Raw genomic sequence first — 24658 nt, 5'->3', positions numbered from 1 at the left:
TAGCGTCCGCAGGTGTGAAACAAGCGTTCTATTCATCTGTGGGCTGGGAGACCTGGGGGCTTGAGTTCAAGCCGATCATCCCCGAAGGCATGTCGTTGATCTTCGACGAAGATCTGCTCTTCGAAGACGAGCGCGGGCTGCGGCCCTCCGCTGTCGTGAACCGCTGGGCCTGTGAGTTGCCGACGAGCAAGGTTCCGTCGGACAACTCATGGCCGTCCTACGTTCGCGCCGTACGCGAATGGATGGAGTTCGGTGCCGAGCACGGGGTGGGCCTGTTCGAGGACAGGAACCGGCTCAAGGTCCTTCTGAGTGCCTACTCGGTCCACCGCGCCCGGGGCCCGCTCAAGGCCCGGTTTAAGGCATCGACGTGGAACCAGCACATGGCCATGCTCGGCAAGTTCTACGCCTGGGCGATCGACAACGGCTACACCACCGCTCTGCCGTTCACCTACGACCACGCCACGGGACTGTTCGAGAACCAGATGCGCGAGGTGAAGGTCAACCAGGCTCGTCGCCGTCAGGCGAAGAGGCATGTGACGATCAAGTACCTCGAAGACGACTTTGCTGCCCTGTTCCTCAAGGGCCTGGCCCGACTCGAGCCGGACGGCTCGGAAGAACGTGGGTACCGGGGCCGGGAGATGGCCCGAAATGCGGCTGTGGGCCGGTTCCTGTTCGCTTCCGGGCCGCGCAAGCAGGAACTCACCTACCTGCTGGCCTGCGAAGTTCCGGCATTGCCGAAGAGGCGGACCGAGATCCCGACGCTCGTACCACTGCCGTGGGGCATCACCAAGGGCGGAAAGTTCCGTAACACGTGGGCCGATTACGACTCGCTGGTCGAGCTGCACAACTATCTGGCGTTCGAGCGGGCGACCGCTGTGGCGGGCTCGACGTGGATGCCGCCAGCCCGCTGGGGCGAGCCGCTGATCGTGACCGAGGCCGATGCCCGGGGCGGTCGGATCAACGGCATCCGGATGCAGTGGGAGGGCCTGGGGCCCGGCGAACGCCGCCGACTGGTCGCGCCCGGCGGCGGATCGATGCTGTTGTCGGTCTGCGGCCCCGGACGGCCCTTCACCGCGTGGAACACGGTCTTCGAACGCGCCTCAGACCGGATTCGTGAACGGTACGAGCCACGCTTCCCGCATGTTCATCCGCACCGAGGGCGCCACACCTTCGCGATGCAGACGATGGCGAAGCTCGCATCGGGCTACTACGCGCGTTTGGCCCGCAAGGTTCAGCCTGGTGACACGGACGCCGCTCTGGCTCTCTACCTCACCAGCCATGAACCGCTGCTGATCCTGCGCGATTTGCTAGGGCACTCCAGCGCTCTGACCACGGAAAAGTACCTGAACCGCCTCGATACGACACGGATCTTCGCTGACCTGCATGCGACAGGAGAGCCGTCCGCTGCTCGGCTGCGGGCTGCTGAGCGTGAGGCGGCTGCGGAGTTCGACGATGAGGGAGACGGCATCTGATGCCCGCCACCGTGATCGATGAGCCGCCGGGGATAACCGCGATCTTCAGCGATGGGACTGGATGCACACGCTGGGTGAACAGCGAGGTTCACGGTGAGAGATTCTCCACCAAGAATCCTGGGCTGGCCCGTGAGTTGCTGCATGGTCTGGCGGACCTCGTGCATCCGCACGGAGATGTCGACCAGGAGAACACGCTGGCTGGCTACCTGGGAGGGGTCAGAACCCTCACCAACGGGCTGGCTGAGCTGGGGTTCACCGGTGGCGCCGCCGAGCTGACCCGGAGCCAGCTGGCCGAGCACTGGATCAGCGGGAAGCACCGTCCGGTGGACGAAGGCCGCGCGCGGGCGATGCTGCGGCGACTTGACGATCTCCACGGAGTGTTGCGTCCGGATGTCCGTGAGTTGGTCGACGGCCGTCGGTTCGTCTCGAAGCGGCGGCGTGACCAGAAATTCATCCAGCCCTACAGCGAGGCCGAGTGGTCGGGCCTCAGCCAGGTTTGCCGCACCGTGGTCAAGGAGTCGTACGCGGCTCACCAACTCGCGGTGAAAACCGCTCAGTCGGGCCAGGATCCGCGCGTGGGCGGATGGACGGACGCGAACCTGCTCTGGCTCTATGCCGAGGTGGGTCCGGTGGCGGCGGCCCCGTTCGCGGCTTGGTCCGTAGACCATCCCTCCGGACTGTCCCAGTCGAGATTTCCGTGGCGCCGTAGCTACGAGGCCGCCAAGCTGTTCCCCTCGGTCGATGTCGTGATCGGGTATCGGCTGTTGTTCGGGATATACACCGGCATCGTCCCGGATGGCCTGGATGACCTTGGTCTGGGCGATGTCGACTGGGCCGGGGACAAGACGATCCTGCTGGATTACCTGAAGGGCCGCACGGCCGCGGAGAGCCGGACGCTGACTACGCGGGCGACCCGGTTGCTGCAGCAGTGGATCGACCACACAGAACTTTCTCGCCGGTTCGCTCCGCCGGAAGCTCGGGACGCACTCTGGGTCCGCTACGACACACATGGGGCAGGCCCCTGGACCACACGGCCGGCCCGAGGCACCACGATCCGCAAGTGGGTGACGGACAAAGGCCTGGCGGGTGACGACGGTGAGCCTCTGGCCTTGCACATGCACCGGATCCGCACCACCTACGACTCAATGCGGGATCGCCGCGCGTGGACGGGCAGCCGACGCGCGACAATGGACCCCAACCGGAGCCCCCAGGCCGAGGGCGACCACTATCTGGGCGCGGGGACACCGAAGCAGCGCGAGCTCGTGGACGAGATCATCGCCGAGGCCCAGAACGACATGCTGAAGCGGGCAGAACCACCAGTGGTCCTGGCAGACGATGACGTCGTCGAGCTCATTCGCGACTACCCCCAGAAGGTCGCGGCCCTCGGCTTGGACGATGCGTCGCTGGCCGCACTGGTTGGCGGGGAACGTGATGTGTTCACCGCCGCCTGTGGCGACCAGTTGTCGGGCCTGCACGGCCCGAAGGGCAAGCCCTGCCCTGCCCGGCCGTGGGTATGTCTGCTGTGTCCGCTTGCGCTGTTCACCCCGCGGCACTTGCCCAATTTGATGCGCCTGAGAGCGTTCTTCGCCCGTCAGTGGGATCAGATGCCCCAGGCCGATTTCATGGGCGTCTTCGGCCGATACGACCAACGCTTGGCCGAGATTCTCACTCCGGACGCTCACTTCACCTCTCAGGCCCTGCTCGCTGCAGCCGCACAGGTTGCCGACTACGACGCCGAACTGCCGCTGCGGCCGGAAGAAGGAACACGATGACGACAGTGATCGCAGGGGCGTCCACGGACGGCGCACAGAACAGGGGTCCGCTGGCTGGGCTCGATGTCTGCGAGGCTGCCGGATTGCGGGTGAGGCCGGGCGGGATACGGCCCAGAGTCGGCGAGCCGGTCTGGTCCTTCACCGACGTCGAGGGTCTGCCCGTAATCCTCCGGCCAAGTGAACGCAGGCTGGACTTCTCCGCGATCCGGGATCAGCGCTGGCGCGTTGTGGCCGAGGAGTTCATCTTTGCGCGCCTGGCCCCGAGGCACGAGGCCGTGCGGGAACTGGCGAATGCCTTCCGCTATCCCCTCGAGATCAAGACCTGCCAGGGGCGACTCAAGAACCTGATCGAGTGGTTCAACTGGCTTACCGAGCGCGGGATCACGTCGCTGGGCGAGGTCACACAGCTGCATTGCCAGGCCTACTATCTGCACCGCAGTGACGTGCGGGACCGGAAAGGAAGAATCCTTCGGCCTGCAAGCCAGGAGACACGGCTGGCCGCAGTGCAGGCTATGCAGGAGACGTCCTTTTACAACGATCTTTTCAGCACCGACCGGTTTGACGACGGGTTCGTTCCCTGGCGCGGCCGTTCCCCCTTCGAGGTGGCCGGCTGCAAGCATCGCAGGGCGAACGTGACCCAGCCGATGCGGCAGGAGGCCCTGCAGCCTTGGCTGGGCGCTGCCTTGTACATCGTCGAAACACTCGGTCCCCACGTCCTGGACCTGGTCGGCGAGGCTCGGCAGGAAGAGGCACCAGCACTTTGGGCTAGCAGTGAGACATGGGAGTCCCGTCTCAGTACAGCGATCCGCACTCATATTGCCGAGGGTGTCCCGCTGGCGACGCTCGAAGTTGCAGAGACGGCAAGGCGCGGGCGCGAAGGATGGTCCGATGACGACCCGCTGCTAAACGTGAGTCTGAACGCCCTCGCCCAGAAGGCTGGCATAGCGGCGTTCCGACACCGCTGGATTCCCGCCCTGCGTCCGCAACTGGAGCAAGCCGTGTCCGCCGTAGGCGTGAGACCCCGATGGGGACGGGACGCGCCGATGGTGGCCCGCGCAGATGGCGAAGGTGAGGTGCCCTGGACCGAAGGAGTCGCGGGACAACTGGACTTGAAGTTCCTGGTGGAACGGGTCCGGACCGCCTGCATCGTCGTCACTGCCCTGCTGACCGGCATGAGGGCGAGCGAGATGATGGAGATGCCGGTCGACGCCTGCGTCCCGCCGAAGGACCTGGGAGCTGGCCGAATGCGTTACCGGCTGAGAACCAAGCTGATCAAGGGACAAGGCATCGGCGGAGTCTGGGACGAATGGGTCACCGTCCGCCAGGCGCATTCCGCAGTCCAACTAGCGGTCGGACTCCGGAATCCAGAAGATTCCTCCCCATGCCTGTTCGGTCGGTTCAGCCTCACCGGGCGATGCGCGAGTCTGCGGAACTGGATCAATAGTTCAGAGGGGCGACGTCTGGGACTTGCCCCAGTACCGGACGACCCGATCACCCTGCAAATTACCCGTCGCACTCTGGCCATGGAACTTGCTCACCGCCCCGGTGGACTTCTGGCAGCAAAGATCCATCTCAAGCATGTTAGCGTCGTCACCACCGAAGGGTATGCAGCAAGGCCGGGAGGCGCGCAGGCTGGTTTCCTGACTGATGTTGCCGCAGAAGAGCAGGTCCGAAACGAAAATCTTACCCTGGCAGCCTTCCGGGATTCCCAGAAGGGAATCATGCCCACCGGTGCCGGCGCGCGCGACCTGATCGAGTTCTTCGCTTCCGTCGACGCCAAGCTCAAGGAGATGGAGGCATCCGCGCCAGGAGTCAAACCCGGGGACCAGGAAGTCATCAACCTGTTGTCCAAGCGGGCGAAAACACTGCACCTGGGCATTGCCAACTACTGCTGGTTCATCGACCCCTCCAAAGCCTTGTGCCTGGCCCTCGCAGGGAAGCAGGGAGCGGACAAGCCACTGGTCGGCATGTGTGACTCCGCGCGCTGCCCGCAGGCCACCCACCATCTGAGCCACCGTCCGGTCTGGGCTGCAAGCGCGGAAAATAAAAAGGTCTTCATCGGCAACATCGGGCGCGGCCAGCCGACGGAGAAGGCCCGTCTGCAAGCCGACTTGGAGCGTGACCTGCGAGTTTTGGCCGAGATTGACACTGCGACTGGAAGGGCCGCCTGAACGTGGGACGTATAAGCGAAGAAATCCGGATTCGGAACGAGGAAGCGATCCGGGCTGCGGCTGACCGGTTACTCCGCGGTGAACTGCCGCCCGGTGGCAAGTGCGACCTCAGCACTTTGGCGACCGAGGCGGGAGTGACACGCACCGCGTTCTACCCGAAGAAGAACCGCGACGGCACTGTCCGCCCCGGCCCATACCAGCATCTCGCCGAGGAGTTCGAGCGGCGTCTGAAGTTGCTCCAGGACTCTGGGACCGTCATCGATCCCAGAGTCGCGCAGATCCAACGGCTCAAGGACAAGAACGCCAAACTCGAAGAGCGGCTGAAGGATCAGAATACCGAGATTGATGAACTCAAGGAGTTCCAGCAGCTAGCGCTGTCCCGGATTGCCGCCCAGCACCTCGAGATCGAGCGCCTGCGTGCCGAGAAGGCGGCTGGCGAAAAGATCGCCAACTTGCCTCGCGGGGCCCGCCGGTAGTCGCTGCGCTGTTGTGTCTACAATGCCCTATCAGTAAATCCAGCGGCGAGACTTCTTACATTTCTCCACGATCTCAGTCCTCCTCGAGCTGGGCGCGCAGAACTTCTTCCTCCTCGTCACGCCTGCGATCTCGGAAAGTGTCCGAGGCGAGATTCATCCACAGGTCCTCATGGGTGCTGCCGTCGGAGTAGGTAAAGGTCGCGGCCGGCCCCATGGGGATGTCTTGGTAGAGGTGGGCGAAGTAGCCGAGGAGGTAGCCGTCGAGGGCGAAGCCGCAGACGCTGCACAGGAAGTGTTGGGTGACGATCACAACCTCGGGTTCTTCGCCCTTGAAGTCCGTGTCGAGATCACCGCCGACCCAGCCTTGGTTGGAGCATGCGGGGCATTCGCGCATTGCTGTCGCCTGCCCTGCGACCATGCTGTGTACTTGTGCGCTGGCTATGGCCCTGCGTCGCTCCTCGGTGTCGCTAGCACCGAATCGCGCCTCGTATGTTTTGTTGGCGCGGATCTTCAATGCTTCGATCCGGATGAAGTCAGCGCGTCGCTTTTCTTCAAGGATTTTGTCATGTAGGGGATGGAACTCTCCCCAATAGTCAGCGGTGTCCTCTTTGAGTGCGACGAGAACGGCATCGACAACCTTGATCCCATTGCTGAGAAGGTCCTCAATCTTGGCGGTGTCGTGTACTCCGATGTGAGCGACACCGTTGCGAGCATCAGCGATCACGCGGAACTGGTCCTCTGTCACTTTCAGCGCGCTCTTTTCGAGGATCTTACTGACCCGCGAGAAGGCTTCGACGGCACCGATGGTTTTGATCAGGGACAGTTTTTTCTTGGCGAGGTCGCCCCGGTCAGCCGCATGCAGCAGACTCGGGAGGTCGCGTCCGTCGGCAACGAGCGAGGGGTGGATGGAGCATAGATAGGCCTTGAGGACATGCTCGATGGCGACACCTGCGTGTAGGACAACCACGTCAGCTTGTTGTTCGGCAGCACCGAGGTCTGCGAGGGCCAAGTGCATGAGGCGCCGACTTGAGGCCAAAAGCTCGCTCTTGTTCACGTCTTCTTCCATAATTGTTATGTGCGTAAGCAGGGTGACTTGGCCTGGTCTTCTGGTCCTTGGCAGCGAAGGCCAGACCTGTCCGTCTGGAGCTTAATCCAGCTTCTCTCGTTAAGAAACGGGAGCGTGGCTGCCCGTTCTCCTCACCTTCTCCTGACGTAGGGCGCGTGGGTGACGTCAGTCTCTAATTGGCTGTGCCGATCGGGTGGAGATGGAAGGGAAGGAAAGCGATCCTTATTTCGCGGGATGGGTCGCCGTCGATGTGGAAGACGAAGTCGTGACGAGTCCCGAACTCATCAGTCGGCCCGCGCCGCTTGAAATTGGGGTGCGCTTCCAGGCGATCTAGAGCTTTGGTGACGATGTCCGAGAAGGCCTTGCCGCGGACGAACAACAGCACGGCCGCCTTGGTGTCGCGCCAGGTCAGATAGCCAAGTAGCTGGTCCAGCGTGTTGGTGATGGTCTTCGGGCCTTTCCAGAACTTGCACTCGCCGATGAACACGTGCCTATCGTCGACCCGGATGAGGATGTCGGTCTTGCCTTTAAAGTTGAACACCTCGCCTGCGGCCGCGCCCTCGAACTGGGAGTTCAGCGCCAAGAGCAACAGGTCGCGAATCTCCTCCTCGTCGAGTTTGCACACCAGCGAGGGTGAGCGCTCCAGCTGGTTGCGAGCGTTGGTCAGAACCCGCAGAGCGTCCTCGTAGTCGGTGTCGGCCAGAGTGGGCTCGGGCTGGAAGGCGGCACCCGTGGAGGGCTCGGTGGGCTCGGTCTTGATTTTCTTACGGGTCAGCGGGACTTCGTAAGTCTTGGCATCTCTGCGCTTACGGATCGGGAACCCGAGTGATGCAGCAAGGTCTCTGCCGGCAAGAAGGTCCTGCTTGCGGGCCTGCACTCGCTCAGGGATCAGTCGTTCGACGCGCTTGTTATAGCTGTTGACGTTGTCTCGTGCCCAGTCCAGGCACTTCGTGATCTCGGCGATCTTCTCGTTCAGTGCCTGGCGTACCCGTTCGTGATTGTCACTCTGGCCGGACCAGAGCAACTTGATCTCTGCGTCGGTCACGGTTCCCTCGGGCGCGGGTTCCATGCAGGGGTTGGGCCGGAGGGTGAAGACGACGCGGTCTCCCGTGTAGGGGATCAGCAGCTGGATCTTGTTCTGCACGACCCTGAAGGAGCCGTTGATCGCCTCGACGCTGTTGTAGACCTGCTTCAGAGGCTCGATCTCGATGCCCTCGTGGTCGAGGGTGGGCACCACGATGCGGAAGCTGTCCATCAGTTCCTCGACGATGTCGGTCTCCGGCATGGTCAAGAGCTGTTCGGGGTCACGGTCCTCGACCGTCTGGTTGATCTCCCGGAGGTTCTTGTGCATAAAGTCGCGAAGGTCCCCGTGGCTGAAGAGCTTGCCGTTCCCGTGCATCTTCCAAGTCTGCGACATGGCACTGACAAGGAGGGATCCCCATCTGCCCTCGCGTAAACGGATCGCGTCCCTTAAGGGACGAAGTGGTATCTATCGCGGCGGGAGATGGCCATGGCGACTGAGAAGGCGCGCGAAGAAGTCGGTGAGCATCGCCTTCCCGGCTGTGTGGTCGCGCAACTCGTGGCCGCCAATACGGAAGACTTCGTAACCCTGCAGTGTGAGCTGGCGATCCTCCGCCACCATCGGGGCGTAGCGAGCTGGGTCAGCCACCCAGGCGGGGCCAGGCCGGTGCGGCGACATTGCATCGACCTGTCGAGCGTAGTGCTGGATGCCGTCGACTTCGATGACCGCTCGGGCGCGCTGATTCATCAGCAGCAGGAAGTCCATCCGCTGGCGGGTAAGCCGGCCAACACCGTCCAGCTCGGCCAGGCTGTACGGGTCGTAGTGAAGATAGACCTGGGGGATGAGTGCCGGGAGGTCGAAGCCGAGCTCGGTGTAGGCGTCGAACACCAGAAGCTCGGCACCGTTGTCGCCCAACGAACGGCGTAGCCGCTCCCGCAGCGAGACACGAGCACGCGTTGGATCATTCGCATGCTCCGGGTGCTGGTGAACCCACCAGGCCACCAGGTCAGACCAGCTCAAACCGCGGTCTTCCAGAGGTCGGTCGTACACCAGGCAGTACTTCTCGTTCTTCACGATGCGGATGGTGTTGCTGATTGAATCCGGCAGCACGATCTGCGGCTTGGGGCCATCGGCGGCGAAGATGAGGTTCTTCATTTCCCCGTCGACTCCGCGGGCACCTAGCGCGTTGACCAGGGTCTGCAGGTCCTCGTCGCCATACTCGCTGATCACCCGCCGCGCGATGTCCACAAGCTCGGACAAGGGCTTTCTCTGCAGCCGAGAGCGCACATACACCCGCTTGCTGTTGAACGGATCCTCACCAGTCCTCTGGGGCTCCAGTCCCAGGTACTCGCACACAGCCGCGAGCTCGTAGGACTTCACCACGTGGAGCGCCCCAGCTATGGCTTCACGAAGAGCAGCCGGAGTGACCGCAGGTGTAGACGGCATCACATCATGATGGACCTGGTCTGCCGTGCCGGTACAGAGGGCAACTGCCGCTTGCAACAACGTTCCTGAGCCGCTCGACCAACCCGGCTGTGCCTGTCAGATCCGGCTGCCAGACTACGAGGATGCACATGGATGCCGATGAAGAGGCCAACCTGGTACTGGGGCAGACAGCGATCTTGCTGGATCGCAAGGGAGACCGTGAAGCCGCTCAGCTACTCGCGGACGCCAGTTACCTCGACTTCGAGAGTACGGGTGATTCCTACCAAGCCTCTGGTGGCATCCAGACCTACATCATGGCTGCCGTGCTGTACGTAGATGATCACTTGATGTCCGCGTTCACCGACGAGATCCAGGGGCGCATCGCGACTGTCCTGCTCGACGTCGCCCTACGCAACGGCTACACGGCAACCGACCGCATGCATGTCAAAGAGGTCCTGCCGACCATCCCGAGCGACTGGAGAAAAGGGCTGAAGGAGCGAGCCCAGGAGCGGCCCACCAACCAGGCCCGCCGGGAGCGGTTGGCGCCCAACCATCCCGTAGAAGATGGGCTCTCGCTCGGCAGCCGCCAAGAGCAGCAGGTCTACCGGGCGCTCAGGCAAATCCAGGCCACGACTCCGCCCGACCGGACTATAGCGATCGCGCCGCTCCCCGGCGTGCGGCTGCAGGCTGGCCACACTTGGACGCCCGACATCATCGTGCTTGGGAACGGACGGGCAGTCGTTTTTGAAGTTGACGGGCCCCACCACCGCGACCGCCGCCGGTACGCCGATGACAGAAACCGAGACCTTCAGTGGCAGCGCTGCGGGATCCAGGTTGTCCGCCTACCAGTAGAGGATCTGCAGGAAGGTGAGCAGCTCACGAACCGGCTCAAGGAAGAGTTGATACGGCACCTTTGGCCTCGTTGACCAAAGTTGAGGGGCTTCACCTTCAGGGGGCAAGTCCTCCTGGTGCCTGTGTTTCTCATCACCAGGTACGCTCCGGGTGAGCTTTCTAAGCGACACCACGCACAGAATGAGCGTGACACGAGCCGGCGCTTCGCTCGTTGCCCAAAGAGACGTGACCTGCGAGGGACACGATCTTTGCGGAAAGAAGCTGGGACAGGGGTGACTGTGTCGCGGTACCGCCCCAGGCCGTACGGGCGGTGCTGGCCGCGGCCCGGCGCAGGGGCGGCACGGTCGTCGTCGACCTGCCCCGCCGCATCGACGACGGGGCCGCCGAGGTTCTCGCCCAGCTCGACGTCGCCCTGCTCGTCGTCCCGGCGGAACTGCGCGCGGTCGCGGCGGCGGGCCGGGTGGCCTCCGCCGTCGGCATGGTCCTGCGGGACCTGCGCGTCGTGGTGCGGGGGCCGTACGGCGCCGGTCTCGACGACCGCGAGGTGGCCCGGCTGCTCGGGCTGCCGCTGGTGGGCGAGGTGCCTGTCGAGTCCGGGCTGCTGCGGGGGACGGAGGGTGGCCGTCCGCCGGGCGCGGCGGGCAGGGGGCCGCTGGCCCGCTTCTGCCGGGAGTTCTGGGAACGCGCCCTGGTCGTGGACGGGGGTGGAGCGGCGTGAACACGCGGGTGAGCGGCGAGGCGGCGGGGATGTACGCGAGGCCGGAGGGCGCGGAGGCGTCGGTCGGGAGGCCCACGGGGGTGGCCTTCGGACGGCTTGGCGGTGGAGCGTCCTCCGGGGTGGCACCGGGAGGCGGGACGGGGCCTTTCGCGGGGCTCCCCGCCGGCACGGAGGGTGCGCCGGCAGGCCGGAGGGGACCTTCCACGGTGCTCCCCACGGGCGTCGCCGCAGGGACGGCATCGCGGAGGCCGGCCGGGTCGGTCACGACCGGACTCCCGGCCCGGGGGCGACGGCCGTCGTGGGCCGCGGTGGAGCTGGAGGCCGGGGAGACGGACCGGGAACCCCACCCGGAGCACGGCCGGCCGGCCGGGACCGGGGAGCGGACGCCCGTGGCCGCGGGGCCGGTCGTGTTCGACCGGCCGGGGAGCGGGACGGCCGCGGCGCCCGGAGCCGTCCCGCCGGCGCCCCCGGGGGCGGGGACCGGGGCCGCCCCGGGCCTGCTCGACGGCGTACGGCGGTGGCTGGCCGACCGCGGGGCGGAACCGACACCTGCGCGCGTGGCGCAGGCTCTGCGCGACCAGGGACGGGTGCTCGGAGACGCCGAGGTCCTGGGTGCCGCCGAACAACTGCGGTCGGAACTCGTCGGCTCCGGCCCGCTGGAGCCGCTGCTCGCCGACCCCGCGGTGACCGACGTCCTGGTGTCCGCGCCGGACCGGGTCTGGGTCGACCGGGGCGGCGGGCTGGAACTGACGCCGGTCTCCTTCCCGGACGCGGCGGCGGTACGGCGCCTGGCCCAGCGTCTCGCCGGTGTCGCGGGACGGCGGCTCGACGACGCCCGGCCCTGGGTGGACGCCCGGCTGCCCGACGGCACCCGGCTGCACGCCGTCCTGCCCCCGGTCGCCGTCGGCTGTACCTGCCTGTCCCTGCGGGTGGTGCGGCCCCGCGCCTTCACGCTCGGCGAACTCGCGGCGGCGGGCACGGTGCCGCCCGGTGGGGACGGAGTGCTGCGCGCCCTCGTGCACGCACGCCTGTCCTTCCTCGTCAGTGGAGGCACGGGCACCGGGAAGACCACTCTCCTGAGTGCCCTGCTCGGTCTCGTCGGGCCCGGCGAACGCGTCGTCCTCGCCGAGGACTCGGCCGAACTGCGGCCCGACCATCCGCACGTCGTCCGCCTGGAGACCCGGCCCGCGAACCAGGAGGGCGCGGGCCGGGTCAGCCTGGAGGACCTGGTCCGACAGGCGCTGCGGATGCGACCGGACCGGCTGGTCGTCGGCGAGGTCCGAGGCCCGGAGGTCGTCCACCTGCTCGCCGCCCTGAACACCGGCCACGAAGGCGGTTGCTGCCTGTTGACCGAACTAAGTAGGTCGTTTTCCCAGGTCAGTGACCAGATGAGGGTTCTTGCGTTAGCCCGTCCGTGAACTCACCTGAAGTGCTCCGCAAGGACCTGACGAACCTGACCGTGCCGCAGATCGGCCGCCTGGAAGAGACGGGCAAGGAAGAGGAGCCGTACAGGCTGCTCGACCCTGCTGACGTCGTCGTTGAGCCGGTGGCTGAGTGGTTCGCCGAACTGCAAGCATGCGCCAAGCCGCCGGCCACGATCCGGTCGTACGGCATGGACCTGCTGCGGTGGCACCGGTTCCTGTGGACGTTGGAGATCCCCTGGAACAAGGCGTCCCGGGCCGACGCCCGGGACTTCACCCGGTGGCTCCAACTCGCCGACAAACCAGTCCGGTTGCACTGGCGCTACCAGAAGTACGGGCTGCCGCCCGGCGGGCTCCCGAAGCAGAGCCGACCAGATCGCGGCACCCCGAACCCACTGACAGGCAAGTCCGGTCCGGGCGAAAAGTACGCACCGACGACCAGGGCCCACAACGAGACGTCCATCCGGTTGTTCTACGACTTCCACTGCGAAGAGGGCACCGGACCACTACTCAACCCGTTCCCACTCGACCGGTCCCGACGCTCCCGCAGAGCTCAAGCGGCGGCCCGGCCGAACGCCCACCACAACCCCATGGAGGCCTTCCTCGACGAACGGACGGGCCGCTACCGCCCAACCGTGCCCAAGCGGATCCCGAAGCGGATCCCCGACGACCTGTTCAACGCCCTGTTCGCCGCCCTAAATCACGATCGGGACCGTGCTCTGCTGGCCTTCTGGGTCTCCACCGGAGTCCGAGCCGATGAACTTCTCGGCAGCAAGAACAAGGACGCGCTCCCGGGCGAGCAACTGATCGGGGTGACTCGCAAGGGCACCCGCGAATACCAACAAGTTCCGGCCTCCACCGACGCGTTCGTCTGGCTCCGCCTGGCCCAGGAACAGGCCTGGCGAGGCGGGGTCCCCCGGGGCCGCAACGAGACGTTGTGGTGGACGCTGAGGAAGCCCTGGCGCCCGCTGGAGTACGACGCGGCCCGCATGATGTTCAACCGGGCCAACGATCTCCTCGGAACGAACTGGACCCTGCACGACCTGCGGCACACCGCCGCCTACCGCATGGCCCGGGACCCCGAGCTGTCGCTCACGGACGTCCAGTGGGTCCTCAACCACGCTCACCTTTCCACCACGGAGATCTACCTGGCGGCCAGCCAGGACGAGATCGTCGAGCAGTTGCTTGCCCACCACGCCCGCCAGGCCGCAGGGAAACTCCCGACGCCGCGGCCACCGGCTCCCGGTTACAACGCGGCGAGCCTGGACGTCCTGTTCGGCCGATCATGACGAGCACGACACTGCTGGCCAAAGTGCCAGCTCAAGGCCCTGTTCTCGCGTTTCACGGCTCGCACTACAAGGCCTTGCAGAAGGCCTACCCGCCGCGGACCGTCCCGGAGACCTGGCCGGAGACCGCGGTCGACAGCGACACCGTCCTCGACATGCTGAACGAGCTGTTCAAAGACGCTGCGAAGAACACGCGCTACACACGCTGGCGCGGGGCCCGCAACGTGATGCGATGGCTTGAGCGGTTCGACGGCGAGACCTGGCAACAGCGGTGGCGCAACAGCCCGTTGGACAAGCACCTTGCCCTCGACCTTCCGGATCTCGGACCCTGGGTCCGAGAGCACGCGGACCCCATCCCCGATGGCGTCCTGCGATCGGGCATCCTCGGGATGGCCTGCGCTGACGTGATCCGGCCCGACCCCCGCTGGCTGCTGACCCGCCGGTCGCGGCACATGCGTCAGATCGTGGCCGAGTGCCGTGACCCGGACGGCTTCTCCGCCCTGGAGGCCAAGGCCGCCCCAGGCGTCTGGGACGCCAAGCTCGGCCTGCAGGCCCGGAACCACATCTCCACGATCATCCTGGCCAAAGGCGGCAAGGTCAGCGACATCACCGTCGGCGACTGCCTCGAACTGCGAGGCATCGAGCACGAGACCATGGCCACGGGAAGCGGCCGGTCACTGTTCTACCTCTGGCTCAAGGACCTGGAGGTCTTTCCCCCGGACGCGCCGGCCACCCTCCGCGACTTCAAACGGCGGGCCGGGCAGGTCAGCGTCGAGGAGCTGGTGGACCGCTACCAGCTGCAGTGCCGCCCGGTCCGCGACCTGATCGTCGACTACCTCACCGAGCGCCAACCAGCCCTGGACTACACGTCGCTGGAAGGGCTCTCGCGCAACCTCGCCCAGCTGTTCTGGGCCGACCTTGAACGCCACCACCCAGGGATCGACTCCCTGCGACTGCCGAAGAACGTCGCGACCGCATGGAAGGAACGCATTCGCACCAAGACCCGCCGCAAGCGGCAACCGGACGGCAGCTACATCGAGATCACCACCGAACGGCAAAGCGCCATCTCGGTGCTGAACGTCATCCGGGCCTTCTACCTCGACATCTCCCAGTGGGCCGTCGAGGAGCCGGGCCGCTGGGCACCTTGGGTGGCCCCCAGTCCCGTCAAGGAAGCCGAGCTGAACTACAAGAAGCACGCCCGGCGGCAGAAGGCGAAGTCGGACCAGCGCACCCGGGAACGGCTGCCCGTCCTGCCCACCCTCGTCGAGGCCGCGGACCGGCAGCTCAAGGAGGCCCGCACGCGAAATGAGGCGGCCCTCGCGGCCGCCCCCGGCGCCACCTTCTCGGTCTTAGGCAAGAACTACACCCGCATCCGGCACCCCCGCTGGGCAGACGGCGTCGCCGCCAACACCGTCTATGACGAGGACGGGCGGCGATGCACGTTCGGCTATACCGAGAACCGGGCCTTCTGGGCCTGGGCGACGGTGGAGTTCCTCCGACACACTGGCGTCCGCATCGAGGAGATGCTGGAGGTCAGCCACCACAGCATCACCCAGTACACGCTCCCCACCACTGGGGAGGTCGTTCCGCTCCTGCAGATCGCCCCCTCGAAGACCGACCAGGAACGACTCCTGCTGGTCAGCCCCGAACTCGCCGACGTGCTCGGCGCCATCATCTGCCGAGTCCGCGACGCCGCCGGGACCGTTCCGCTGGTCCGCTCCTACGACGTCGGCGAGAAGGTCTGGAACCCGCCCATGCCTCTGCTGTTCCAATGGCGCACGGGCGGTCAGAACAGGCCGATCTCCGAGACCACGATCCGCAGGGCACTCAACGAGACCCTCGACTTCGCCGGCCTGACCGACAACACAGGTCAGCCGCTCGACTACCAGCCGCACGACTTCCGAAGGATCTTCATCACCGATGCCATCATGAACGGCCTGCCACCTCATATCGCGCAGGTCATCGCCGGGCACGACGACATCTCAACGACCATGCGCTACAAGGCGATCTACCCCATGGAGGCCATCGAGGCCCACCGCTCGTTTATCGCGCGGCGGCGGTCGACCCGTCCCAGCGAGGAGTACCGTAGGCCGACCGACGCCGAGTGGGACGAGTTCCTGGGGCACTTCGAGCTCCGCAAGGTCTCGATTGGCACCTGCGGACGAGCCTACGGAACGTCCTGCATCCACGAACACGCCTGCATCCGCTGTCCGATGCTCCGACCTGATCCTCGCCAGCGATGGCGCTTGGTCGAGATCAGGGACAACCTCGTCGACCGCATCGCCGAGGCCGAACGAGAAGGCTGGCTCGGCGACGTCAAGGGCCACGGGACCACCCTTGAAGGGGCCAAGGACAAGCTCGCTCAGATGGACGCGCAAGCAGCAAGATCAAAACAGTCGATCTACCTAGGAATGCCTTCGTTCGGGGACATCGCCGCTCGAAGTACGGTCGCGGACACCGAAACGGGGTCCTGATCAGCTTGTCAGGACCCCGCACGGCATTGGCCGCGGGCCCTCGTCAGTCTTCGATAGCGGCGCCATCCCGCTGCTGATCAGGAATAACAGTCCTGACCAAAGCAGTGCAGGAAGCTGTGATCACACCCACCGCTGATGCCTGCTCCGGCGATACTGCGTTCAGCAACACCAGGGCACACAGCACCCCTGAAACCATCGCGATGCCGCCAACAAGCAGCAACCGACGACGGCGAATGGCGTGGGCTAGACCGGGCTGGAGTGGGCGTCGTTCGCTGTCCGCCCTAGCATGGTCCATGAAGACGGCTCCCTTCGCGGAGATCGGATTCACCACCACCGGCGGCCTCCTGTGACAGCAGGAGGCCGCCGCCTTGTCAGGCGGCGGCCCGCGGTCGCCGGTTGAACCATGCTGGACCCGAGGGCTCTGACCAGGCAACTCTCAGGATTTTCGCGCGCCTCAACTTACGTCAAATGGGCGGGCGCCATGCTGGGGCTCGTGGAAATACCACATCCTGCCTGGAAGCGGCCATCAGCCCGCTCTCCTGCAGTAAGTCGTTCTACTTGGGCGGATGGCCGGAAGAAACAGCACATTCATTACATTCGCGGCGCCGTGCGCGACATGAGAGCCACTAAAACCCGCAAAGCCTGTCGATGCGGAGTAGATCGAATTCTTCCGCTTGTGACGCTGTGACCTGGGGCTTCGGCACCGCTCGGCTCACCCAGCAGTGCGGTGTGACATGTCTCACGTTTGAACAGGGGGGGGGCTATTGGGGCCCTTGCCTCCTAGTTCAGAGAAGCCTGCATCCGCCGTCCGATGCTCCGCCCGGACCCGCGCCGAGTCAGACAGTCGATCTACCTAGGAATGCCCTCGTTCGGCGAGATCGCCGCACGAGCCTGACCCCCGGCTCCGCCAGCACGCTGGCGGAGCCGCTTTCATGAGAGGAGGCCCCGTGACCAGCACTCTTTCTATCCTCGGAGAGCTCGGAGCATGCGCGACTTCTAAGTTCGGAGAAGGCACCGTGCACGCCAATGCCGCCGCCGACGTCCCGGCCCGGCTGGAAGCCCTCGGCACGGCCGCCGGGCTCGACCGGGCGGCGCTGCACAGCCAGTTGGCGGCGGCCCTGTCGGTGGTCCTGCACCTGGTGCGCGACAGGGCCGGACGGCGCCGCATCGCCGAGGTCCACGTCCTGGAACGGGACCCCTCGGGCCTGGTCCGGACGGTACCTGCGCTGCGCTGGGGCCCCGAGGCGTTCGTGGCCGAGCGGGGCTGGGCGCGGCTGCGTGAACTGCTGCGCGGCGACCGGCTCCCCGCGGAGGTCCCGGCAGGGGAGGTGTGCCGGTGACGACCACGAACGAGCTGTCGGTGGGACTGGCCCTGGTGTGTCTGGGCGTGGCCGGGTGGCTGGCGGGCGGAGGACATCCCGGGGTGCGGCGCGCGAGGCTCCTGCTCGCCCACGGAGGCACGGCCGGGGCCGGTCCGCCGCGCCCGGCACGGCGGTTGCGGGAAGCCGCGCTGCGGGCCCACGGCAGGCTGCGCCCCGAGTGGTGGTGCCTGGTCGCCGGACTGTTCCTGGCGGTCCTCGGCGGCTCGGTGCTGCCGGTCGTCGCGGGGGCGGCCGGGGTACCGGTGCTGCGCGGGGTGCGGCGGGCCGGAAGTGTCCGGCGGGATGGTGAGCGACGGCAGGACGCGGTGATCGCGCTGTGCGGGGTCCTTGCCGGCGAAGTGCGGGCAGGGCGGCAGCCGGCCGAGGCACTGCTGTGGGCCGCACGGGACTTCGCCGGGCTCGGGGAGGCACGGGCGGGGCTGCTGGCGGCGGCCAGGTTCGGCGGGGACGTCCCAGGCGCGTTGACCGCGGCGGCACGCAGACCGGGTGCCGAGGGACTGAGGGGCCTCGCGGCGTGCTGGCGGGTGGCCGTGGACCAGGGCGCGGGGCTCGCGGCCGGACTCGACCGGCTGGAGACCGCGTTGCGCGCGGAACGCGAGCAACGGGCCGACCTGCGCGCCCAACTGGCCGGTGCCCGTGCCACGGCCGTGATGCTCGCCTGCCTCCCCGCACTGGGGCTTCTCCTGGGCGTCGCCCTGGGCGCGGACCCGCTGCACGTACTGCTGCACACCGGAGCGGGGCTGGGTTGTCTGCTGGCCGGCGGGGTGCTGGAGGGCCTCGGCGTGTGGTGGGTGACGCGGATCGTGCGGGGAGCGGAGGCGGTGACATGAGCGGCGACGTGGTCCACAGGCTGGGGGTGGTGGTGGGGGCGGCGGCAGCGGCCGCGGCGCTGGTGTACTGGGCCGGCGCGACCCGGCGGGACCGGAAGGCACGCGGACGGCTCACCGCACTGCTGACACCCGAGCCGGCCGGCCCTGGCACCCGGGGCACCGAAGTGATGGACGCCGTGCGCCGGGTGCTGCCTCTGCTGGGCGCGGTGGGAGCCGGGTGGGCCCTGATCGGGGGCGCGACCGGAGCCGTGACGGGACTGCTGGTCGCGGCCGGCCTGTGGCGTCGGCAGCGCCGGAGAGCGACGACCGGCGAGGAGGCGGAGAAGGCCCGCGCCGAGGAAGCGGCCCGTCAACTCCCGCTCGCCGCCGACCTCCTGGCCGCCTGCGTCGCCGCGGGCGCCGGCCCGGTCGTGGCGGCCCAGGCGGTGGGCGATGCCCTCGGCGGCCCGCTGGGAGACGCTCTGGCCCGCGGCGCGGCGGAAGTGCGGCTCGGCGGAGAACCCGGCGGCGCCTGGCGCACCCTGGCGGAGCTTCCGGGCGCCGGACCGCTCGCACGGCTGCTGGAACGGGCCGACGTGTCCGGGCTGCCCGCCGCCGCTCCCGTCGCCCGTCTCGCCGCGCGGGCACGCGCCGACCGGGCACGGGCGACGACGGCCAGGGCTCGTCGGGCCGCCGTCATGGTCACCGCTCCGGTGGGGCTGTGCTTCCTGCCCGCCTTCGTCGCGGTGGGCGTCCTCCCCGTGGTGATCGGCCTCGCGGGCGGGGCGCTGGGCGGAGGAGGTGGTCGATGACGGGACGGAGCCGCACGGCGCAGTGCCACTGACGTGGGCGGCCGACAGCGGAGGAACAGCGGGCTGGCGGTGGGAACGGACCTTACGGGGGTTGTGATGTCTCAGGCGGTACGGGCACGGCTGCGTGCCCTGGTGATCAAGGTACGGACGGCACGGCGACGGGACGCGGGCATGGTCACGTCGGAGTACGCGATGGGCATCGTCGCGGCCGTGGCGTTCGCGGTGGTCCTCTACAAGGTGGTGACGAGCGGGGCGGTCAGCACCGAGTTGCAGCGCATCGTGAAGCAGGCGCTCAGTGTGCGGATGTGAGCGGCGGACGAGCCGGCCGGCCCGGTCGGGAGGGGGAAACGGCGGACCGGCCGACAGGGGGCGGTGCGATCCGCGGGCCGGTGGCCGGTTCACCGGCTCGGGCGATGAGGGGTTCGTGACGGCGGAGACCGCCGTGGTGCTGCCGGTGCTGGTGGCGTTCGCCATGGCTCTGGTGTGGGTGCTCCTGGTGGTGGCGGCCCAGATCCAGTGTGTGGACGCGGCTCGGGCGGCTGCCCGCGCCGCGGCCCGCCAGGACCCGCCCGACGCGGTCCTCGAGGTCGCCCGCCAGGCAGCCCCGCGCGGCGCGCGGATCACGGTCGGCCGGGAGGGGGGCCGGGTCCGGATCGTCGTGGTGGCCGCACTCCCGGTGCTGAGCGCCCTGCCGTTCGAGGTACGCGAGGAGGCGGTGGCGGCGGCGGAACAGGCGCCGGACCGGACGATGGCCCGGGGAGCGGGAACCGGGCGCCCCGGCCCCCGAGAGTCGGGAGACGGGGCGTGACGGGCCGTGGCAGGCTCCGGTGGCCGATGCGGGCGCTCCTGTGCCTCCGCCGGGACGGCGGGCCACCTGCGCGCGGCTGGGCGGGCTCGGGGGCGGAGGAGGGCCGGGGCGTCCCGCTCCGCCACGGTCCGGCGGTCGTCCCGGGCCGGGAGCTGGACGCCGCCGGGTGCGAATCGGCGGGCAGTGCCGCGTGCACCCCGGACGCCGTCGCGGGCGGGTCGGCGATCAGAAGCGTGGACGGCCTGGACGCCGCCGGGCGCGGAACGCCGGGCAGGGCTGTGAAGCCGGAGGCGTTCGCGGTCCCCGGGGCCTCGACCGGCCCGGCACGCGACCAGGGGTCGGCCACTGTCTGGGGTCTCGTCGTCATCGCCGTGCTGTGCCTGGTGTTCGGCGTCGTGCTGGCCCTGGGGCAGGCAGTCGTGGCCCGGCATCGCGCGGCCGGCGGCGCCGACCTCGCGGCACTCGCGGCGGCGGACCACTGGGCACGTGGCGATGCGGCGGCCTGCGAGCGGGCGGACCGGATCGCACGGGCCCAGGGCACGCGGCTCGTGCGGTGCGTGCTCGTCGGGCAGGTCTCGGACGTGACGGCGTCGTCGGGCCGGGGCCCCTTCGCGGCGGAGGTCCGTGCCCGAGCGGGGCCGGAGCCGGAGCCGGGGGAGTGGTCCGGCGGCCCTTCACGGACGGGGCCGGCCGGACCGACCGGCACGGCGGGGCGTGCCGCGGGGGATCCGGTGCGCGGGGTCGCGTCCGCGGGTCCTGCCGGTGCCCCGGCGAAGACGGCGATGTCCCTGAGCCCCGTCGTGCGGTCGCGGTCGCGCGGGCCGGTGATTCCCGGCGCTCTCCCGGACCCCCGGCAGGCAGGCGTGGACCCCCGGCCTGTCGTCGAGCAGCCGGTGGTGACAGCCCCTGAGCCCGGCGCGAAGCACGTGACGCCGGAGCCGTCCCGTCGCGCCCGTTCCCGGCCGGGGCAGGCGGTGGGGCACTCCCGGCTAGTCCGCCACGGAGGGCCCGCCACCACTGCCTCCGTCGCCCTCCGCGCCTCGCAGCAGCACGGTCAGCAGGCGGACCGCACCCCGCTTGTGCAGCGGATCGTTGCCGTTGCCGCACTTGGGGGACTGGATGCAGGACGGGCAGCCGGCCTCGCACTCGCAGGAGGCGATGGCCTCGCGCGTGGCCGCCAGCCAGTCGCGGGCCGTGTGGAAGGCACGCTCGGCGAAGCCCGCCCCGCCGGGGTGGCCGTCGTAGACGAAGACCGTCGGCAACAACGTGTCCGCGTGCAACGGGACCGAGACGCCGCCGATGTCCCAGCGGTCGCAGGTCGCGAAGAGGGGCAGCAGGCCGATCGAGGCGTGCTCGGCGGCGTGCAGGGCGCCGCCGAGGATCTCCGGGCCGATCCGGGCCGCGTCGAGCTGGTCCTCGGTGACCGTCCACCACACCGCCCGCGTGCGCAGCGTGCGGGGCGGCAGGTCGAGCTTGGTCTCGCCGAGGACCTCGCCGGTGATCAGGCGGCGGCGCAGGAAGGAGACCACCTGGTTGGTGACCTCGACCGAGCCGTAGCACAGGCGGCCGTCGCCCCAGGGGATCTCGGTGCCGGTCTCCAGGACGGAGATCGCCGTGGTGTCGCGGGCGACCGTCGAGTACGACGGGGTGGCCTGCTCGACGAGGGCTACGGAGTCCTCCAGGTCGAGGGAGCGGACGAGGTAGGTGCGGCCCTGGTGGAGGTGGACGGCGCCCTCGTGGACGGTCGTGTGGGCGGCCCCGGCGTCGACCGTGCCGAGCAGCCGGCCCGTACCGGCCTCCACGACTTGGACCGGCCTGCCGCCCTCGCCGCGGATGTCGGTCAGGTCGGCGGCCCGTTCGCGGCGCGTCCAGTGCCAGGCCCTGGTCCTCCGGCGCAGCAGTCTCGCCGCCTCCAGTTGGGGGATCACCTTCTCGCAGGCGGGACCGAAGAGCGGCAGGTCCTCCTCGGTCAGCGGCAGTTCGGCCGCCGCCGCGCACAGGTGCGGGGCCAGGACGTACGGGTTGTCGGGGTCGAGGACGGTGGATTCCACCGGCTGGTCGAACAGGGCCTCCGGATGGTGGACCAGGAAGGTGTCCAGCGGGTCGTCCCGGGCGACCAGCACCGCGAGGGCCCCCTCCCCGGACCGGCCCGCACGGCCGGCCTGCTGCCACAGCGAGGCGCGGGTGCCCGGATAGCCGGCGATCACCACGGCGTCCAGGCCGGAGATGTCGACGCCGAGTTCGAGGGCGTTGGTGGCCGCGAGGCCGAGGAGTTCACCCGAGTGCAGGGCGCTTTCCAGGGCCCGGCGCTCCTCGGGGAGATAGCCGCCGCGGTAGGCCGCGACACGCCGGGCCAGCGACCGGTCGACCTCGGCCAGGCGTTCCTGGGCGATCACCGAGATCAGCTCGGCGCCCCGGCGGGAACGGACGAAGGTGATCGAGCGCAGGCCCTGCACGGTGAGGTCGGTGAGCAGGTCGGCGGCCTCGGCGGTGGCCGTACGGCGTACGGGTGCTCCCTTCTCGCCCCGGAGTTCGGTCAGGGGCGGCTCCCAGAGGGCGAAAACCAGTTCACCACGGGGCGAGGCGTCGTCGGCGACCTCCACCACGGGTACCCCGGTGAGCCGGCGGGCCGCCACCGCGGGCTCGGCGGCGGTGGCGGAGGCCAGCAGGAAGACCGGGGAGGAGCCGTAACGGGCGCACAGCCGGCGCAGTCGCCGCAGCACCTGGGCGACGTGCGAGCCGAAGACGCCCCGGTAGGTGTGGCACTCGTCGATCACGACGTACTCGAGCGATTTCAGGAACGACGACCAGCGGGGGTGGGAGGGCAGGATGCCCCGGTGCAGCATGTCCGGGTTGGTCAGGACGTACGTGGCGTACTGGCGGATCCACTCGCGTTCCTCGAACGGGGTGTCGCCGTCGTACACCGCGGCGCGTACGGGAGTGCCGAGCGGCTCCGCGAGGTCCCTCACCGCCCGGTGCTGATCGGCGGCGAGCGCCTTGGTGGGGGCGAGGTAGAGGGCCGTGGCCCCGCGCCCGCCCGCCCTCCGCGCCACGGCGCCGGGATCCGCCGCCGCGCCCCGCCCGTCCCGCGGTGCGAGGGGTCCGGCACCGTCCAGCAGGGCGGACAGCACCGGGACCAGGTAGGCGAGGGACTTGCCGGAGGCGGTGCCGGTGGCCACGACCACCGAGTCGCCGTCCAGCGCGTGCTCGACGGCGCGCGCCTGGTGGGCCCAGGGGCGTTCGACGCCGGCCGCCCGCACGGCGTCGACCACCTCCGGGCGAATCCGGTCCGGCCAGTCGGCATGACGTCCCGCGCGCGGGGGCAAGTGCTCCGTATGAGTGATGCGCGCAGACCGGCTCGGGCCCGCGGCGAGCCGGTGCAGGATCGTGCCCGGAACCGGCCGGGAGCCCGGCTCGGCCAGGGGTCGATCGGATCGGTGATTCTTGGCCATCGGCACCGAGTGTGTCACTGGCGTGACGGACAATGGGACCAAGGCGTCGTGCACGCCTGCCGGTAAGTGATTGAATGCCATCGCGGCTGGCGAACCGTCCTGGGGGCTTCAAGCCGAAGCCCTGAGGGGCGACCGCTCGATAGCAAGGTGCTGGAGGATCCGTGGACCTGTCCCTGTCGACCCGTACCGTCGGCGATCGTACGGTCGTCGAGGTCGGTGGCGAAATTGACGTATACACCGCGCCCAAGCTGCGCGAGCAGCTGGTCGAGCTGGTGAACGACGGGAGTTTCCACCTCGTCGTCGACATGGAGGGCGTGGACTTCCTCGACTCCACCGGGCTCGGTGTGCTGGTCGGTGGCCTGAAGCGTGTGCGTGCCCACGAGGGCTCGCTGCGCCTGGTCTGCAACCAGGAGCGCATTCTCAAGATTTTCCGCATCACCGGCCTGACCAAGGTGTTCCCGATTCACACCTCGGTCGAGGAAGCGGTGGCGGCCACCGACTGACGGCCGGTCCCGGGCCCGCCCGGCCCGGGGCGCCCGTAGCACGAGGGGGTCCGGGCCGGCGTCCGCCCGGACCCTCGACAGCACGCCCGTAGCTCCGAGGGGGATGCATGGCCACCGTTGAACTCCGCTTCAGCGCGCTGCCCGAGCATGTCCGCACCGCCCGTCTCGTGGCGGCCGCCGTGGCACGCCGGGCCGGAGTGGACGAGGCGGTCCTCGACGAGGTCAGGCTCGCCGTCGGAGAGGCGTGCAGCCGGGCCGTGGGCCTGCATCGGCACGTGGGCATCACGGCGCCGGTGACGGTGGCGCTGATCGAGGAGGAGAAGCAGTTCTCCATCGAGGTCGGTGACGAGGCGCCGCACGCCGTCATGGGCGCCGCCGGCGGCCCCGCCGCGGAGGCGGAGGCCGAGGAGGACGAGATGGGCCTCGCGGTCATCAGCGGGCTCGTCGACGACGTCGAGGTCACGGCGGACGAGGGCGGTGGCCTGATCCGCATGACCTGGCCGACGGCCCCCGCCGACCTGCCGACCGCCTGATCCGATCGACCGCACGCTCCGTTCCCGGAGCCCCGGCCCCGGTGGCCGTAGCTCCCCCGGCAGCAGCCGTCTTTCGCACCGACCCGAGGTCGGTCCTCTCCGGTGGCGGCCACACCGTCGGTGCTCCGGCCCCTGGACTCACCGAGCCCGCCCGGCCCAGTCCGCGCGGCGTCACGCCTCCCGGGGCGCTCGGAAGCCCGCGCGC

The 24658-nt window shown here is 68.5% G+C and carries 18 protein-coding genes and 4 pseudogenes; 17 read left to right on the top strand and 5 right to left on the bottom strand.

The annotated features are described in order from the left end of the window. Positions 1 to 14: 14 nt before the first annotated feature. The 4 genes from VM636_RS13840 to VM636_RS13825 are packed head-to-tail and all read left to right on the top strand — an operon-like array spanning position 15 to position 5891. On the top strand, positions 15 to 1472 hold the full coding sequence (locus tag VM636_RS13840; RefSeq protein ID WP_338484604.1) for a site-specific integrase: 1458 nt from the start codon (positions 15 to 17) through the stop codon (positions 1470 to 1472). Then, positions 1472 to 3244, top strand: coding sequence for a hypothetical protein (locus VM636_RS13835; protein WP_338484602.1), 1773 nt, complete (start codon positions 1472 to 1474; stop codon positions 3242 to 3244). The genes VM636_RS13840 and VM636_RS13835 overlap by 1 nt, the downstream gene beginning before the upstream one ends. Further along, positions 3241 to 5415, top strand: a complete 2175-nt coding sequence (locus VM636_RS13830) for a site-specific integrase (RefSeq protein WP_338484600.1) — start codon at positions 3241 to 3243, stop codon at positions 5413 to 5415. The genes VM636_RS13835 and VM636_RS13830 overlap by 4 nt, the downstream gene beginning before the upstream one ends. Positions 5416 to 5417: 2 nt before the next feature. Then, positions 5418 to 5891, top strand: coding sequence for a hypothetical protein (locus VM636_RS13825; protein WP_338484598.1), 474 nt, complete (start codon positions 5418 to 5420; stop codon positions 5889 to 5891). 73 nt (positions 5892 to 5964) lie between these two features. Here the strand turns inward: VM636_RS13825 and VM636_RS13820 are convergent, their stop codons facing one another. From VM636_RS13820 to VM636_RS13810, 3 genes are all read right to left on the bottom strand, one after another. After that, positions 5965 to 6945 (bottom strand): hypothetical protein, encoded by a 981-nt coding sequence (locus VM636_RS13820; RefSeq protein WP_338484597.1) that lies wholly within the window; start codon positions 6943 to 6945, stop codon positions 5965 to 5967. 184 nt (positions 6946 to 7129) lie between these two features. Further along, the gene (locus VM636_RS13815) at positions 7130 to 8356 is read right to left on the bottom strand and encodes a hypothetical protein (protein ID WP_338484596.1); all 1227 of its coding nucleotides are present in this window, start codon (positions 8354 to 8356) and stop codon (positions 7130 to 7132) included. Positions 8357 to 8446: 90 nt separating this feature from the next. After that, on the bottom strand, positions 8447 to 9358 hold the full coding sequence (locus VM636_RS13810) for a hypothetical protein (RefSeq protein ID WP_338484594.1): 912 nt from the start codon (positions 9356 to 9358) through the stop codon (positions 8447 to 8449). A gap of 188 nt (positions 9359 to 9546) precedes the next feature. Between VM636_RS13810 and VM636_RS13805 the strand changes: the two genes are divergently transcribed. The 5 genes and pseudogenes from VM636_RS13805 to VM636_RS13785 all read left to right on the top strand — a co-directional run bounded on the left by VM636_RS13805 (position 9547) and on the right by VM636_RS13785 (position 16154). Continuing rightward, positions 9547 to 10329 (top strand): hypothetical protein, encoded by a 783-nt coding sequence (locus VM636_RS13805; protein WP_338484592.1) that lies wholly within the window; start codon positions 9547 to 9549, stop codon positions 10327 to 10329. Positions 10330 to 10514: 185 nt separating this feature from the next. Next, a pseudogene (locus tag VM636_RS13800) lies at positions 10515 to 10973 on the top strand (septum formation initiator); the annotation flags it as partial. A gap of 497 nt (positions 10974 to 11470) precedes the next feature. Continuing rightward, positions 11471 to 12313, top strand: a pseudogene (locus tag VM636_RS13795) (TadA family conjugal transfer-associated ATPase); the annotation flags it as partial. A gap of 74 nt (positions 12314 to 12387) precedes the next feature. Then, positions 12388 to 13683: a site-specific integrase gene (locus VM636_RS13790; RefSeq protein ID WP_338484590.1), complete on the top strand. Its 1296-nt coding sequence runs from the start codon at positions 12388 to 12390 to the stop codon at positions 13681 to 13683. Beyond that, complete coding sequence (locus VM636_RS13785; RefSeq protein WP_338484588.1) at positions 13680 to 16154, top strand: site-specific integrase; 2475 nt, start codon at positions 13680 to 13682, stop codon at positions 16152 to 16154. The genes VM636_RS13790 and VM636_RS13785 overlap by 4 nt, the downstream gene beginning before the upstream one ends. A 43-nt stretch (positions 16155 to 16197) precedes the next feature. Here the strand turns inward: VM636_RS13785 and VM636_RS13780 are convergent, their stop codons facing one another. Next, positions 16198 to 16485, bottom strand: a complete 288-nt coding sequence (locus tag VM636_RS13780; RefSeq protein ID WP_338484586.1) for a hypothetical protein — start codon at positions 16483 to 16485, stop codon at positions 16198 to 16200. A gap of 679 nt (positions 16486 to 17164) precedes the next feature. Here VM636_RS13780 and VM636_RS13775 point away from each other — a divergent pair. The 6 genes and pseudogenes from VM636_RS13775 to VM636_RS13750 all read left to right on the top strand — a co-directional run. Beyond that, positions 17165 to 17494, top strand: a pseudogene (locus tag VM636_RS13775) (secretion protein); the annotation flags it as partial. After that, positions 17491 to 18366 carry a type II secretion system F family protein gene (locus tag VM636_RS13770; protein ID WP_053914565.1) on the top strand — a complete coding sequence of 292 codons (876 nt, stop codon included), beginning with the start codon at positions 17491 to 17493 and terminating at the stop codon, positions 18364 to 18366. The pseudogene VM636_RS13775 and the gene VM636_RS13770, both read left to right, overlap by 4 nt. Continuing rightward, a complete protein-coding gene (locus VM636_RS13765; RefSeq protein WP_053914540.1) occupies positions 18363 to 19157 on the top strand; it encodes a type II secretion system F family protein in 795 nt (264 codons plus the stop codon). Before VM636_RS13770 ends, VM636_RS13765 begins: the two co-directional genes overlap by 4 nt. Before the next feature lie 96 nt (positions 19158 to 19253). Next, positions 19254 to 19466, top strand: coding sequence for a DUF4244 domain-containing protein (locus VM636_RS13760; RefSeq protein WP_053914564.1), 213 nt, complete (start codon positions 19254 to 19256; stop codon positions 19464 to 19466). A 115-nt stretch (positions 19467 to 19581) separates the two neighbouring features. Beyond that, entirely contained in the window at positions 19582 to 19965 is a 384-nt protein-coding gene (locus tag VM636_RS13755) for a TadE family type IV pilus minor pilin (protein ID WP_078962806.1), read from the top strand. Positions 19966 to 20243: 278 nt separating this feature from the next. Beyond that, positions 20244 to 20606 (top strand): annotated as a pseudogene (locus VM636_RS13750) (Rv3654c family TadE-like protein); the annotation flags it as partial. 348 nt (positions 20607 to 20954) lie between these two features. On the opposite strand, the gene VM636_RS13745 reads toward VM636_RS13750, so the two are convergent. Next, on the bottom strand, positions 20955 to 23498 hold the full coding sequence (locus VM636_RS13745) for a DEAD/DEAH box helicase (protein WP_199825514.1): 2544 nt from the start codon (positions 23496 to 23498) through the stop codon (positions 20955 to 20957). 80 nt (positions 23499 to 23578) lie between these two features. On the opposite strand from VM636_RS13745, the gene bldG reads away from it, so the two are divergent. Both bldG and VM636_RS13735 read left to right on the top strand, forming a co-directional pair. After that, positions 23579 to 23920: an anti-sigma factor antagonist BldG gene (bldG, locus tag VM636_RS13740; RefSeq protein WP_003975386.1), complete on the top strand. Its 342-nt coding sequence runs from the start codon at positions 23579 to 23581 to the stop codon at positions 23918 to 23920. A gap of 107 nt (positions 23921 to 24027) precedes the next feature. After that, positions 24028 to 24453, top strand: a complete 426-nt coding sequence (locus VM636_RS13735) for an ATP-binding protein (RefSeq protein ID WP_053914538.1) — start codon at positions 24028 to 24030, stop codon at positions 24451 to 24453. The last annotated feature ends 205 nt before the right edge of the window (positions 24454 to 24658 follow it).

This window comes from Streptomyces sp. SCSIO 75703, from assembly GCF_036607905.1.
In the GTDB taxonomy this organism is placed as follows: Bacteria; Actinomycetota; Actinomycetes; order Streptomycetales; family Streptomycetaceae; genus Streptomyces.
The sequence above is the reverse complement of the archived record's forward strand: the minus strand, read 5'-3'. Positions and strand labels throughout refer to the sequence as shown.